This window comes from Chitinophaga cymbidii (assembly GCF_007992715.1).
Classification (GTDB): Bacteria; Bacteroidota; Bacteroidia; order Chitinophagales; family Chitinophagaceae; genus Chitinophaga; species Chitinophaga cymbidii.
The window spans coordinates 233,651-247,139 of the sequence record NZ_BKAU01000002.1 but is presented as its reverse complement, the minus strand read 5'-3'; the positions used below and the strand labels follow the sequence as shown (position 1 = coordinate 247,139).

Sequence of the window (13,489 nt, the reverse complement as noted above, 5' to 3'; positions counted from 1 at the left end):
TTTGAAACTATGCATGGCAGATACAGAAAAGACATATACCCCGGGCTGGAAGTGGGGATCATTTTGAAGAAGGACCAGCGGACGGGGAAGATCACTTATGGGGTGGTGCAGGATATACTGACTTCGGCGCCTTATCATTCGCGGGGGATCAAGGTGCGGTTGGAGGATGGGCAGGTGGGGAGGGTTGCGGTGATTGAGGGATGATTACCTTTATTATTTGTAATGAGGACGATTATTATAGATGGGAACAGGTTCTCTGACCTGGAGGGGTTTTACTCGGAAATTGACCGGGTATTAACAAAGGGGCTTGATTGGAGGACCGGGCATAACCTGGATGCGTTTAATGACCTTTTGCGTGGAGGGTTTGGTGTGCATGAGTATGAGGAGCCGATCAGGCTGGTTTGGGAAAATAGTGAGAAGAGCAGGGAGGAGTTGGGGGAGGTTTATGGGGTTTTGGTGGGGATTATTGCGGATCATGAGCATATATCATTTGAGGGAAGCGGGTTCGAGTAATATTATCATAGACAGTAACAACATCAAAAAATACTGTAATTCAGATATACCGTACTGTAAAATGCATAAAAAGCGGAGTTCTTACTGTAAAATGTATTTTTAAAGGTTAACGAAGCTCGATTATTGTTGTAGACTACGTGTACCTATATACCGGAATACTTGAAATAACAAACGATTCAGGCTATATAAAGATTCAGGTGCATGGTGAATGTGGTTGTTAGGCATCTATTTTGAAAAAATGTGAATCGATTTTTGTACTATCATATCATATAAACTATGAAAAGTATAACATTTCTGCTTGCATGTGCTACACTCTTTGTTATCTTTTTTCTCTACATATTCCTCGCTAAGCCCTCCCGTAAACAGGCATTTGCCGCATTACGAAATCCGGATACTGTCTGGCAAAGTATACGTACGGCTGACAGTCTTTTTGTAACCAACGTATATCTACCCGATTTAGTCAATAATGGTATGGTGCAGTTAAACGGGGACGCGGCCGATTCTACTGGAAGCCTTATCTCTTTTACTCCGCAGGCTTTTCCATTTTTCTTACCTACTTCTGAACAGGAAAAGGCTGATGGAATTCAACACATCTTTATAGCCGAAGCAGTACTGGTTTCTGTCATAAAGGTTCAAAGACAATTTGGTTCGGATGAGGTTTCTGTTGAATGTGTTGTGGAATACAGGAATCTCAGTCCATTTGCGGACTTGTCAAAAATGAGGGATGGCGAAAGGGATACGGTTTGGCAGTGGTTATACAAATCTGACGGTGTTTGGAAGGCTAATCAAAACAGATTTCATTAAGGGTTAGCTATCAGTAACCGGAAATGCTTTGATACCCATACTATGTTTTATCACGCCGGAACTAAAAAAACCGCCGCATTCATTTCTCATTGAGCATTTATCACATTCATTCAAATAAACATTCTTCCAATCGGAAATTGACTTCCTGGAAAACTGCCATATTGAATTTGGAGTTACACATAATTGAGAATTGTACAACGAAACGTTCATCCCATGATCCGAGAGATAAGTCATTGCTTCAGCAAGATCTTCTCCATATTCTATTGGATCAATCCAAAGCTTATCCATATTGTGGGGGGTATATCCTTGGTTCTCCAATGCCATAAAAGCAATATGTTCAACAAAAGGCAAATTTTTGTAAATAAACTTTGAAAGCTTGCCTAATCTGGAAATCGATGGTTTATGCAGAACGATCCGCAATTCAATACGCACGTTCTGCTTCGCAAGGTTATATAATCCTTGAATGGTTTGCTCAAAGGCATTCTCTGCCTGCACAATATAATTGTGGAGAGAATTAAAGTCAGAATAAATTGGTATCCCCAGCATTAATCGGTCAAAAGATAACGCACCCAATCTTTCAGCAATATTCTGTCGGGAAAAAGACCTCCCATTTGTAAGGCAATGCACTTCAGTGTCCGGCAAATGATACTGAAGTAATTCCAATAATTTAAAAAACCTCTCTCCTAATAATGTCGGCTCCCCGCCAGTAATACCAATCTCCTGACAGCCTTTTGGTATGAGCGGAATCATTTGTGAATATATATCAAAGAAATAGGAAGTATCATCCTTATCCCGGGGAGGTTGGGAGCACATGAGGCAATTACTATTACATCTTTCTGTAAATAGCAAAAAATTGTGAGAAGAATCAACTCTATACTGAGTATTAACAACACCATCCGTATTGATCACGACTATATCGCCACTTTTCAAGTGCAGGAAATTGGGAACACCATAGACTATTGGCATGTCGATTGACTTGATAACGTCCAGGTTTGTCAAGACAGCTTTAAATTGCCCCATCTCAACTGGGAGTTCCCCTTCTACAATCAGTATCTCTGCATCATCAGCCGCATCAAAAGTAACTCTGCCGACAATGGGAGTGTGAATACCGAACGCTACGCCTTTAGTTTTAAGTAACATCAGCTTTTACCAGTTATCCAGTTTCTGAATATTCGTTCGATTCTTTTATCGCTATCCATCAATTCTATTATATATCTGATAATCTCCATATTACGTTGACAGAAGGTACTAGACGGACGGTAACCATATAGATCATGCTGTGTTGTATAGTTGTGTACAGGGTCCGCACCACAATAGCTCTGAAAAGCGCAATCAGAACAACCGGCAAGCGCCTCATTTGCAAATACTTCCGCTAATACGTCAGACTTACTTCCATAGAACACTTCGTTATATGAGTTAATGTCCAACGATCCAAGATGAAAAGTAAAATCATTCATCTCCGCTAACATTCTGGCTTCATCGGAAGCATAAATGCTACCATCATAGTTGAAAACTATCACATTGTTTATAAGACCTGCCGGAGATTGCAAATCCACATACCCAACCGGAAACGGGGTTAACATCTTCTTGAGTATAATAGTAGTATAATCTTCACGAATAAAGTATCCGGCTATATTGTATTCTATTATTCTATGCAGTGCCTTCTTATAAAAATCCAAAAATACCAAAGTATCATACTTGTTCTTGCTTTCACCTCTGGTAGCAAACCCATAGGGGCTTATCGGACGCAAAAAAATATTTCTAAATCCAAGCTTTACATACTCCTCAACGATCTCACAAGGATATTGCAATGACAATTTTGTAGTTGTTAACAATGCGGATACATTCTCCTCGCCTAATATAGACCGACACTTACTTATGCCATCTACGGCCAGCCGATAACTGTTAGCGCCTGGTTTATGTCGGTTTTGATTGTGAATAAATTCGGGACCGTCCAACGATGTGGATATAAAAACCTTGTTCTCTTTACAATATTCGAGAATTTCATCAGTCAACGGGGCCAGATTTGTGCATATTACGTATGTTACGGTCTTTCCATAGATCAGCGCCTCTTTCTTCGTCCGTTCGATGGCGTATTTAATATTTTCAAAGGCAAGCAAAGCCTCTCCTCCCTGAAACTCCATCGTCACAAAAGGGCTGGGAGATTGCATCATCAGGTTAATGCCTATATCAATATGAGATTCACTCATATCGTATTTATGCTTTTCCGCGGTTACTCTCGAAACCTGACAATAGTGGCAGGTATGCTCACACCGAAGGCTTATTACAAAAATATGAAGCGACGTAAAACTATCTAAAAACGATTTTTTTGTTCTGTATCTTGTAGAAATAACATCTAGCAATCCCGGAACAGGAGTAGGGCTAATAAAAAAATTAGCAATTAGATCTCCATATAATTCGGGATCATTATCTAAACTAATCTCCCTTTTAACTATCCGTTCGGCTGTCCCTTTTTGCACAACCAGGAAATCACCTATTTCGTTGACAAGAACTTCTCTTTCACTGGTAATCTCATGGAATCTGAAAGGCAAAAGAAAATAACCAGAAGTATGTTCAGATGCGTAGCAGTCAAACGCATTAAATTTTCTGGTTTTTCTTTCTTGAAGCGGGATAGGAATCTTGTCCATCTTTAAATGCTTTCGGGATCAAATCCAACAGGATCAGAAATACCGGTTTTAGGGAGCTCTTCGATTTCATAATGAGCAAACGCTTTTGCAACTATGAGTTCGCGTATGGTCTTCGTTTCAGTTGCCACAATATCCCTTAGTTTGAAATCAATAAGATTCCGCCTTATCCGATCAATCAATTCCTTCCAATCAACCTCAATATTCCCGTCAAGCGGCCGAAGCGTCACCTTGTAATCCAAGTTATCTTTCAATTCGATTTCCGTATCGAAATCCTTGCCATACCAATAAAAGCACTTATAAATTACAGCTTCATTATAAAGCCGCGCATCAATGCATAGCGTTAGTCCGTTATTAGTTACCTGATAATCCATATGCTTTTCTTTTGATTGCATCAAGAGTCTTCTTATCTACGACTCCATTAGGCCTTAACTCATTCAATTCCTGAAATTTAATCACGATGCCTTCAGTCTGATTACCAAAATATCCTGTTATTATTATATCCTTTTTTACCACGATAAGCAATTTCTGAAGTTGCTCTACATCCTTTCCCTCACAACCCTTCAAGAGGTCTCTATCACCAAGTTCAAAACTGGTTGAATCCGTTGCCTTTGTTAGCTTTTGGGAAGACAAACCCTTTGATGTATTAGTTGAGCTAGACTTCGGTGCTGAATATAATGGTTGAACTGTCGATTTAGATCCGGAAGAGCTACTCTTTGCAGCACCATTATTCGACGAGTTTGATGAAGATGGTGTATAGTTAACCGATGGTGCAGGAGCAGGGGTTCTTTTTGAACTGTACGACGAGGAATAATGCGAACTATGGGACCGGTGTGAACTGTGGGACCTATGCGAGCTATGAGATCTATGCATAAGTACCAGGCTATTTTCCGGGTTCGCCATGTTTAGTTTCAATACCAGTTGCGGTTTTAGCACATTCTTGTGTGCCTCCCAAAGGCTTAGGCTTTCGTTATCATCAAGTTGATAGTTTCGGGGAACAGCAGTTGCCTTAAGCTGAGAAAATGTACTCAGAGCCGCTGAAATTACGGCAAAGCTTTTTTGAGCCAAGCGTAGAAAGCCTGATTTTTCTTTACTCATCGACAAGAATTTAAATTTAGTTGACAATAAAATACTTGCTATACAGGTTATTCGATATCGATTGGCTAAAATGGGGACTCCGAATATCTAAATTGGATCGTCAGTTGCTTAAACAGAGGTTCGGATACTAAGATAATATACTTTTTTAGACAAGCTATAACATATTAGTATCAAATTTCAGATGACGCAAGGGGCGGTTCTTGAGTATACCTGACATCATAAACCTGCGTTATATTTTCGTTAGCTACAGCAGGAGCTCAGCCATTGCGGCAGAATGACATTTTACTTATCTTGGTACTTTATCCCATTGCCCATGCAAACATATCAACACGAGCCGGAGGATCTGCTGGAACATGCGCTACCTCCCAAAGAAGAAGAGGAAATGCCTCAGACCATGTATGTCTACCTGACGCTGGTAATGATGCGCTACCTGTTGCAAGCCTTCTATATCGTTAGCGATCTCTATGCCGCGGTTACATGCGTTGATTGCCACTTGCAGGTTACCCGCAACCTGTTTTCGCTGCTTACGCTGGTATGGGCTCCGCTGGCGTGCTACAAGACATTCAGGAAGCAAACCTGGGGCTGGATACTTCTCTTCTGGATGTCCGCATACAATGTGATCTCTGCCGTTGTCTCTCTATTACCTCTCTGGATGTACGGTTTCGCTACGACGCAATCAGGCGTCTTTTTCGTGCTCAATGGCATATTGGATACGGCGCTCGTTATTTACCTGTGGCGCAGCCATGTGGCAGAGGTTTTCAATGTAGGTTCCAAGATTAAATACATGACAGTACTAGCCGCCATAGGAGGCAGCATATTGCTTTCCGTGCTCATCACGTTAAGTTCATATTGGGAGTATTCACCGGGCCTGTAAATTCATTTTAATAAACCGGGCCCAATTTGCGTAAGAAAAATCAACTCACAGCCCACTAATATCGTTATATTTTCTCCTCTTAATCATTCAAGAAATGTCCTTCTAAAACACGTTTCACGGAAAAAAAACCATAATCATCAGCGCTTCTTTCCCCGAACGCATAATACACCTTTAATCCATTTTTCAGGGAAATGCAAATCGTTTGCAAATAAGATCGTCTTTTGTCAAACTCCCATTCAATTTTCATTTGACGTATAATATCAATTAAGGACTCAAAGCTGATATTGCTATCAAAGCGTTGAATATGGTCATTGCACTTAATCATAAAATCAATGTGCTTGTTTTTATCCAGATCCAATCTAATCTCAAAACAAATTTTTTCTTTATCAAAGAGAACTACAAGGCATACGCCGGTTATCATTTTCAATAAATAATAATCAACATCTTCTGTTTCAATATCTGGCTCTCCAAGTTCAAAGCCCAATATATTTTCCATTTCGCCTTTTGTCTGTCCGACTTTCAGGCGTGGATAAAAATCTCCTGTAGTGAATAAATTAATCAATTCCATATCTGTTTCAACTGATACCCGACTGTTCAATTTACGGAATCTTGTCTAACACATACCATTTCCCCCCCTCATCCCACCCAAAAGATTTACCTTCAACATTCACAACATCATCATCCATGAAACAAATACTTCTCCTCCTCTCCGCCATACTCATCAGCCACCTTTCCATCGCCCAATCGCACACCCAACAGATCAACACCTTCCGGGAGCACTACCTCAAAGAGCTGGGCCAGTCCCCCGACTCGCCCCTCCGCGGCAAGGATCTCAGCAGCATCCATTTCTACCCGCCAGACAGCGCCTACCGCATCAAAGCCACCGCAAAACTGCTCACCGGCGAACGGCCCTTCCAGATGCCCACGTACGACGGCACCAGCAAGGGATTCGTACGCCATGCCCTGCTCAGCCTCCACATCAAAGGCCAGGCTGTTCAACTCACCATTTACCGGAACACCGGCCTCATGCTCAACCCGCTTTACCGGGATTACCTCTTCCTCCCCTTCACCGATCCTACCAACGGCGAAGAAACCTACATGGGTGGCCGTTACATCGATCTGAAAACTTCCGATATCAAAAACGGTACGGTGGAAATTGATTTCAACAAAGCCTACAACCCTTACTGCGCTTATAGCGACGGGTACCGGTGCCCGGTGCCGCCAAAGGAGAATAACCTGCAGATCGCTGTACGCGCGGGTGAGAAAAAATATACGGGGAGCAAGCAGCAACGCCCGAAAACGGGAGCGGCGCAATAAAAAAAAACCGCTGCGGGAGATGCAGCGGCTTTTGTATCATTTCAGTATCTCGGCGAGTTTATTTTCCAACTCATCACCACGAAGGTTTTTAGCGATGATCTTCCCCTGCGGGTCCAGCAGGAAGTTCTGCGGGATGGCCTGCACATTATATAAGTCCGCGGCCTTTTCTTCTCCGCCGTCGATCACCTGCGGCCAGGTCAGCCCGTCATCCGCCACGGCTTTCAGCCAGGCGTCCCGTTGGCGTTCGGTGTCCAGCGTTACGCCCAGTATCTCGAAGTTTTTACTTTTGTACTTGTTGTATGCCTTCACCACGTGCGGGTTCTCGGCGCGGCAGGGTTTGCACCACGAAGCCCAGAAATCCACCAGCACATATTTACCACGGAAATCGGTGAGCTGGAGGGATTTGCCGGAGGGGTCGTTCTTCCCGAATACCGGTGCTATCTGACCGATGGCGGTTCTTTTCATTTTTGCGATCGTGGCGGCGTAGCCGCGGCCCTGATCACTTTGCTTTACTTTCTCGGAAAGCTGGTTGTACAGCGGTTCCACGTCCGTTACTTCCGGGAAGAAGCCGCCGTAATCGCCGATGGCGCGGAGGCTGACAACGGTATTGGGATGCGATTGGACGAATGCCGCCAGTATCGCCTTCTTTTCCGTTTCCAGCGACTCTTCCTGTGCAGCGCGTTCCTCACGGGTCAGCGTCTTTTGTTTTTCATTCCAGGGCTCCAGCGCTTCTTTCAACTGCTGGTAATACCGGTTGGTTTCTCCACCCATAATGGTGGCGGTAGCCAGCGACGCGCCCCTGATGCTGATCACGCCTGCTTCCAGGTAAAACGCCTGCACATCGCGGCCTTTCTTCTGCACGATTGTAGCATATACCGGTTCCTTGATCTTTCCCTGAAACGTAAAGCTGCCGTTCCGCACCTCCACGGAATCCCTGATATAGTTTTTCCCTTCGGAATAATAAAGGAACACTTTGGCCGGTGCTTCCAGCCCTTCGATCTTTCCTTCAATCGTAAAAGGCGTTTCCTGCGCGAATAATGCAGTGCTGCTCATCAGCGCCACTGCCAGGGTGCTTGTTTTTATGATGTTCATCATCCTTATTTTAATGCGTTAAAATGGCCTGGTATCCGGTGGTATGCCCCAATGGGGGTTGAGCAATAATATCGCATTAACGATCGGCAATACGAACGCCGGCCCGTCGATATTAGCTTCGAACGTTTCCGTGCCGAGCTGGTGCGTGATCTTCGTTTTGCTCCAGGGCTTGCCGGCTTCGGTGCAGAGGCGCTTCAGATCGAGGTAGCGTTTCAGGTGGCCGAGGGGCAGCTCGCGGCGGCGTTCCTCCAGCACGAGCCGGATCACCTCGTCGCGGGAAGCGGGCATGGTGAGGTCCGGCGTGCCGGTCACAAAGCGGTAGCGCCGCAGCAGGTTCAGGTCGTCCATCGCTTCCGGCAGCATGCCGGTGCGCGCATATCCTTCGGCGCGCATGAGCAGCAGCTCGGGGTAGGTGAAACCCGCCGTCATCTGGAACTTTGGATTACCCACGGCGGTGGCGCCACGGTAGTATTGCAGCTTTATGCCGTCGTCGTAAACAGTGCCGTTGTAAGTGGTTTTGTATCCCGGCGCGGGCAGCAGGAAGTATTTGAAGCGGAGGTCCTTGTCCTGGTCGAACAGCGCGATGAATTCATCTGAGGGATAGGACACATTTATTCTGCCCGCCGTGTTATCCGGCGAGCGGAAGAACAGTATTTCCCGGCTGTTGGGAAGATGTATCCGGCTGTCCGGACTTTTGATCGCGCTGATCAGCACATTGTCCGGATCGGCGTAAGATAGCTCGTTATAATTGTACAGCACTTTATCCACGCCCTGCGCTGTAGCGGCGGTCCATGCAAGGTTGGCATAGTACACCACGCTGTCGTACCGCTGCGTGAACAAATGGAAATATGCCAGCATCGTGAGCGCGGTGGCTTTGTTCGGCCGCGAAGGATAGTTGGTGACGGCGGGTATGGCCGGCAATGCGCGGTGCAGCTCCGCCGATACATTGGCGAACACCTGCTCCTGCGTGGAAAGGTCCGGTATCGGCGCGCTCACGTCGCCGCTCGTGAGATACGGGATCGTTTTGGTGCCGTTGTTCCCGTTGGGTTTGTAAACGGGACCATATACCATGGAAGTATGAAAGTATGCCCAGGCTCTGTTTACATAAGCCTGTGCCAGTACAGCGTCCGCCTCTTCCGCATTGCTCTCCGTGCGCAACCCGCTGACGCCGTCTATCACGTTATTGAAATACTTCATCGCGCGGTAGGTACCTCTTTCCCACAGCCAGTCCGGACTGTTGGGGTTCCTGTACGGCTCCCGGAAAGTATAGGCGTAATAGTTATCAATGTTGGGCGAGTTGTTGGCTTTGTAAGCGATCTTGCCGATCCCTTCGGACAGGGTGAGGTTGTCAGTCAGGTAACCCAGTATGCTGCCACGGTTGTTATTCAGAAACGGAAATTCCACGATATCCGTATTGTCCAGCAGGCGATCGAATTCCGATATTTTCGTCGGAATGAGCTTGCCCTTCGGCTTCACGTCCAGGAACTTGTTGCAGGACAGGAACGTGGCGGCGGTAAGTATGATGATAAGAAACAATCGCATCGTTATACTATTAAGATTTAAAAATTAACCCGCAGGCCCAGGTAAAACTCCGGCATGGGGCGGAGTTGCGTGAATCCCATTTCGTTGGACAGCATGTCGGTCGCGCCCATCTCGAAGGCTTCCGGATCGCGCTTGTCGCTGTTCGCTGCCAGCAGCAAAAGGTTCCGGCCCTGGAAGGTGAGGCTGGCGGTAGAGATGCCGGCTTTGCGCAGCAGGCCGCGGTTGAAATTATAGGTCAGCGAAGCATCACGCAGCTTGAGAAAGTTGGCGCTTTCTGTAAAAATGTCCGAATAGGGAAAATAGAACGCATCCATGGAAAAGCCGGAAAGTTTGGGATAGATGACCGACTTTTCATCTCCGGGCTTGCGCCAGCGTTTGGCCACATCAGCATGCTGAATGGACAATCCCTCAAAAACATTCTTCCGCATGACATGACCGGTTTTTGCCAGCAGCATGAAGGACAGATCGAAGTTTTTGTAACGGAATGTATTGGTGAGGCTGTAGGCGAATTTCGGACGATAAGTACCGCTGTACACCACATCCTCCACTGACAGCGCTCCGCCGGAGATTTTCTCCCCTGCCGCATTCAGGTATAGAGCATTGCCATTATTGTCAATGCCGCCTGCCCGGTAGCTGAAAACAGCGCTGCCGGGATAGCCTTCGCGGTTGACAGACGAGGTTGTCAGCGAAGTGGCGTAAAGGTAGCTGGCGTTATAATCCACGACCTTGTTTTTGTTGTAGCTGACGGTGCCGAGCACGTTCCAGGTAAGATGCTGTTTCCGCAGCACATCGCCGTCCAGCGCCAGCTCAATGCCGGTATTGTTGATCCGGCCTACGTTCTGGATCAGGCTGGTGTATCCGCGCGTGGGATCTACTTCATTGGAAGAAAGCAATTCCTCGCTTTTGCGCAGATAGTAGTCCAGCGTCAGGTTCAGGCGGGAGAAGAAAGACATGTCCACCCCGAAATTCGTGCTGCCGGTCTTTTCCCAGCGCAGTGTATTATTGGGCGGCGATGAAATGTTATAAGAGATATCGCCGGTGAGATTGGAAAAGCTGCCCGGCGCAATGATCAGGAAAGGCCCGTAGTTCAGCGAGATGTTGCCGTTGATGCCATACGATCCCCGCAGGTAAAGCTTGTTCATCCAGGAAACGTCGAAGAAATCCTCGTTCGAGAGCTTGTAGGTGCCGCCGGCCGACCAGAGCGGCTTGTAGCGGAACCGGGGATCGGTGCCGAAGAAGTTGGTAAGGTCCAGCCGCACGCTGCCGCTGACGAGGAAACGGCGGTCGTATTCATAAGAGGCGTTGGCATACCATGATACGAAACGGTTGTCGCGGAACGACATGCCGCCGATACCTACGGGCGACTGTGGTTTGGTGGTGCCGATCATGTCCGCGTTATACAGGCCGGCGTTGTAATCGGCATAGTTGAAGGTGGCGAAAGTGCCCGCCTGGTCGTTATAACCAAAGCGTGTGGGAAAGCTGTTGTAATCCCTGACATCCCTCGTCAGCTCAGACCCCGCGATGGCGATCACGCTATGGTCGCCAAAGCTCCTGTTGAAGTTCAGCTGCGCGCGCAGTGTGTAAGCCTGGTTCACATTCCTGGATTCAGTGACCATGTCGCCATCCGGTATGTAATGTTTGGCGGGATTGGAAATGGAGGTGCCGTCGTTATACCCTACCCGCATGCGGTAGGAATCGCCGCTGTAAACGCCGCGGGTGAAAGTGTTGCCGCGCGTCCAGGAACCGCCGGCGTCCAGGCTCAGCCCGCGCGCCAGCAGCACGTTCACGTTGCCGCCTATACGGAATTGCAGGTTCTGCGTGCGGTTCATTTCTTTCCCGAGGTCTTCCAGCGGGTTGTAGTGCATGGATTTCATGCCGGGAAGTGCGGCATAGCGGTCCACCTTTTTCGGGTTGACGGCGTGGATGTTCTGATACGCGCCGGTTTCAGGGTCTACCACGAGATCGTAAGGATGTAAGGTATACTGGGAGTGGTAGGACAAGAAATCTGTCAGCGGCCGGATAGGCGCTTCAGAGGTGCTGTAGTTGACATTGGAAAATAAACGCACGGAGATGCGGCGGGATGGCTTCCAGTCGTTCCGCAGATCGAGGATCAGCCTTTCATCGCCGGTATAAAGCGAGCTGCCGCGGTTGGTGATGAACTTCGCGGAGGCGGCTACCTGGTTCTTATCGGTGCCGCCGGAGAGGGAAATATTATGCTGATGGGTGACCTGGTTGCGGAACAGGTAACGCTGCAACTGGCCGAGGCCGTCGTTTTGCTTCAGCTGTTCGATCTCGCTGTCCGCTTCCGCGGCGGGTATGATGTTGAGGGATTTGGCCACCAGCAGGTATCGCAGCCTGGACAGGTAGCTGTAGTTGTTATAGAAGTTCAGCGCCGAAGTGGGATTCTGTTCATAAAGCTCCATCTCGGCCTCCACATAATCCGCTGCGTTCGTCCTTCTCAAATAAGACAGGTCCGGTTTCATCACCAGCCCCACTGAACCGTTATAAGCCACGTTCAGCGCGCCTTTCCGGCCCTGCTTGGTTGTGACCACGATCACGCCGTTGGAAGAGCGGGCGCCGTAAATAGACGCCGCCACTGCATCTTTCAGTACGGTAACGCTTTCGATATTATCAATATTGAGCGTTTCCAGTCCGCCGGACAGCGGGAAGCCATCCACAATGATCAGCGGCGCTCTTTCTTCTGACATAAAAGTGGAAACACCGCGTACTTCAAGGCTGCCGTCGTTCGCCAGCACCATGCCCGCGATCTGTCCTTCCAGCGCGGCTTTCAGGTCCGGCCGCAATTTGTTTTCCAGCTGCTTGCCGCTGACGATGGAAAATGAACCGGTGGCCCTTTCACGGGGAATGCTTTGGTAGCCGGTGTTGAGCGTAACGGCTATCTCCGCCATGGTAGTACTTTCCCGGAATAGCGGGATGACCAGTGCCTGCCCGCTGTTCACGCGGTGCTCTTTCGTTTTAAAACCTACGAACGAGATCACCAGTATATCGCCGGGCTCCGCCTCGATAGTAAATGCACCCGCGTTATCAGATACGGTGGAAACTTTTGTTCTTTTAACACGGATAGAAGCACCTGCCAGCGGAACGCCGAGGGAATCCGTGATGGTGCCGCGAACGGGAAGCAATGCCGGTTTTAATACGGGAAGGGTTACCACCGCTTTTCTGCGGATGAAGACCGTTTGCTTTTCCATGGTATAGTCCAGCGGCTGGCCTTTCAGCACGGTTGATAAAAACGCCTGCAGCGGCATGTTCTCCGCCTGCACGGTGACGGGTTTAGCGTCTTTTAATAATTGCTTGCTGATGAAGATCACATTGCCGGTCTGTTTTTCAATTTCCGTGAAAATGCGCTGCAGCGGCACGTCCTTTCCGGAGAAAGTCACGTTCTGGGCCACGCTGCTGGCGGAAAGATGTAAACAGAAAGCAAAAAGCAGAATGAACGTCAATTTCATGACACGCACCATTTTGGTTGAGCACCGTGGACGCGGTGCATGTCCGGACAAAAGCCTTCGCGGCTGGACATGCAGGTCCCGGTTACAAAAAGCCTTAAAAAACATACTTTTGTAACGGTTTTGGTTGATTAAGAAAA

13 protein-coding genes are annotated in these 13,489 nt (G+C 47.6%); 5 read left to right on the top strand and 8 right to left on the bottom strand.

Features of this window, described 5'->3' with window-relative positions; genetic code table 11:
* Positions 1-9: 9 nt before the first annotated feature.
* The 3 genes from CCY01nite_RS12055 (at position 10) to CCY01nite_RS12045 (ending at position 1,317) form a co-directional block, all read left to right on the top strand.
* On the top strand, positions 10-204 hold the full coding sequence (locus tag CCY01nite_RS12055) for a YwbE family protein (protein WP_146861601.1): 195 nt from the start codon (positions 10-12) through the stop codon (positions 202-204).
* Positions 205-222: 18 nt separating this feature from the next.
* Positions 223-513 carry a barstar family protein gene (locus tag CCY01nite_RS12050; protein WP_146861599.1) on the top strand — a complete coding sequence of 97 codons (291 nt, stop codon included), beginning with the start codon at positions 223-225 and terminating at the stop codon, positions 511-513.
* A 276-nt stretch (positions 514-789) separates the two neighbouring features.
* A complete protein-coding gene (locus CCY01nite_RS12045) occupies positions 790-1,317 on the top strand; it encodes a hypothetical protein (RefSeq protein ID WP_146861596.1) in 528 nt (175 codons plus the stop codon).
* Between the two features lie 3 nt (positions 1,318-1,320).
* Here the strand turns inward: CCY01nite_RS12045 and hxsC are convergent, their stop codons facing one another.
* The 4 genes from hxsC to CCY01nite_RS12025 are packed head-to-tail and all read right to left on the bottom strand — an operon-like array spanning position 1,321 to position 5,060.
* A complete protein-coding gene (hxsC, locus tag CCY01nite_RS12040) occupies positions 1,321-2,457 on the bottom strand; it encodes a His-Xaa-Ser system radical SAM maturase HxsC (protein WP_146861593.1) in 1,137 nt (378 codons plus the stop codon).
* A complete protein-coding gene (gene hxsB, locus CCY01nite_RS12035; protein WP_146861590.1) occupies positions 2,457-3,965 on the bottom strand; it encodes a His-Xaa-Ser system radical SAM maturase HxsB in 1,509 nt (502 codons plus the stop codon). Before hxsB ends, hxsC begins: the two co-directional genes overlap by 1 nt.
* A 2-nt stretch (positions 3,966-3,967) precedes the next feature.
* The gene (gene hxsD, locus CCY01nite_RS12030) at positions 3,968-4,336 is read right to left on the bottom strand and encodes a His-Xaa-Ser system protein HxsD (protein WP_146861587.1); all 369 of its coding nucleotides are present in this window, start codon (positions 4,334-4,336) and stop codon (positions 3,968-3,970) included.
* A complete protein-coding gene (locus CCY01nite_RS12025; RefSeq protein WP_146861584.1) occupies positions 4,317-5,060 on the bottom strand; it encodes a peptidoglycan-binding domain-containing protein in 744 nt (247 codons plus the stop codon). Before CCY01nite_RS12025 ends, hxsD begins: the two co-directional genes overlap by 20 nt.
* 313 nt (positions 5,061-5,373) lie before the next feature.
* Between CCY01nite_RS12025 and CCY01nite_RS12020 the strand changes: the two genes are divergently transcribed.
* Positions 5,374-5,934 (top strand): hypothetical protein, encoded by a 561-nt coding sequence (locus CCY01nite_RS12020; protein ID WP_146861581.1) that lies wholly within the window; start codon positions 5,374-5,376, stop codon positions 5,932-5,934.
* A gap of 79 nt (positions 5,935-6,013) precedes the next feature.
* Here CCY01nite_RS12020 and CCY01nite_RS12015 read toward each other — a convergent pair whose 3' ends face one another.
* Positions 6,014-6,502, bottom strand: a complete 489-nt coding sequence (locus tag CCY01nite_RS12015; protein ID WP_146861578.1) for a hypothetical protein — start codon at positions 6,500-6,502, stop codon at positions 6,014-6,016.
* 116 nt (positions 6,503-6,618) lie between these two features.
* Between CCY01nite_RS12015 and CCY01nite_RS12010 the strand changes: the two genes are divergently transcribed.
* Positions 6,619-7,251, top strand: a complete 633-nt coding sequence (locus CCY01nite_RS12010; protein ID WP_146861575.1) for a DUF1684 domain-containing protein — start codon at positions 6,619-6,621, stop codon at positions 7,249-7,251.
* 36 nt (positions 7,252-7,287) lie between these two features.
* Here CCY01nite_RS12010 and CCY01nite_RS12005 read toward each other — a convergent pair whose 3' ends face one another.
* From CCY01nite_RS12005 to CCY01nite_RS11995, 3 genes are read right to left on the bottom strand one after another with little or no spacing between them, the layout of a single operon-like run.
* On the bottom strand, positions 7,288-8,343 hold the full coding sequence (locus tag CCY01nite_RS12005; protein WP_186831028.1) for a TlpA disulfide reductase family protein: 1,056 nt from the start codon (positions 8,341-8,343) through the stop codon (positions 7,288-7,290).
* 18 nt (positions 8,344-8,361) lie between these two features.
* Entirely contained in the window at positions 8,362-9,885 is a 1,524-nt protein-coding gene (locus CCY01nite_RS12000; protein ID WP_146861569.1) for a RagB/SusD family nutrient uptake outer membrane protein, read from the bottom strand.
* Positions 9,886-9,902: 17 nt separating this feature from the next.
* Positions 9,903-13,352 (bottom strand): SusC/RagA family TonB-linked outer membrane protein, encoded by a 3,450-nt coding sequence (locus tag CCY01nite_RS11995; protein ID WP_186831027.1) that lies wholly within the window; start codon positions 13,350-13,352, stop codon positions 9,903-9,905.
* Between the last annotated feature and the right edge of the window lie 137 nt (positions 13,353-13,489).

Coding starts and splice junctions, on each gene's coding strand:
- CCY01nite_RS12055 (WP_146861601.1), top strand. CDS start 10: ATGCATGGCAGATACAGAAAAGACATATACCCCGGGCTGGAAGTGGGG.
- CCY01nite_RS12050 (WP_146861599.1), top strand. CDS start 223: ATGAGGACGATTATTATAGATGGGAACAGGTTCTCTGACCTGGAGGGG.
- CCY01nite_RS12045 (WP_146861596.1), top strand. CDS start 790: ATGAAAAGTATAACATTTCTGCTTGCATGTGCTACACTCTTTGTTATC.
- hxsC (WP_146861593.1), bottom strand. CDS start 2,457: ATGTTACTTAAAACTAAAGGCGTAGCGTTCGGTATTCACACTCCCATT.
- hxsB (WP_146861590.1), bottom strand. CDS start 3,965: ATGGACAAGATTCCTATCCCGCTTCAAGAAAGAAAAACCAGAAAATTT.
- hxsD (WP_146861587.1), bottom strand. CDS start 4,336: ATGGATTATCAGGTAACTAATAACGGACTAACGCTATGCATTGATGCG.
- CCY01nite_RS12025 (WP_146861584.1), bottom strand. CDS start 5,060: ATGAGTAAAGAAAAATCAGGCTTTCTACGCTTGGCTCAAAAAAGCTTT.
- CCY01nite_RS12020 (WP_146861581.1), top strand. CDS start 5,374: ATGCAAACATATCAACACGAGCCGGAGGATCTGCTGGAACATGCGCTA.
- CCY01nite_RS12015 (WP_146861578.1), bottom strand. CDS start 6,502: ATGGAATTGATTAATTTATTCACTACAGGAGATTTTTATCCACGCCTG.
- CCY01nite_RS12010 (WP_146861575.1), top strand. CDS start 6,619: ATGAAACAAATACTTCTCCTCCTCTCCGCCATACTCATCAGCCACCTT.
- CCY01nite_RS12005 (WP_186831028.1), bottom strand. CDS start 8,343: ATGAACATCATAAAAACAAGCACCCTGGCAGTGGCGCTGATGAGCAGC.
- CCY01nite_RS12000 (WP_146861569.1), bottom strand. CDS start 9,885: ATGCGATTGTTTCTTATCATCATACTTACCGCCGCCACGTTCCTGTCC.
- CCY01nite_RS11995 (WP_186831027.1), bottom strand. CDS start 13,352: ATGAAATTGACGTTCATTCTGCTTTTTGCTTTCTGTTTACATCTTTCC.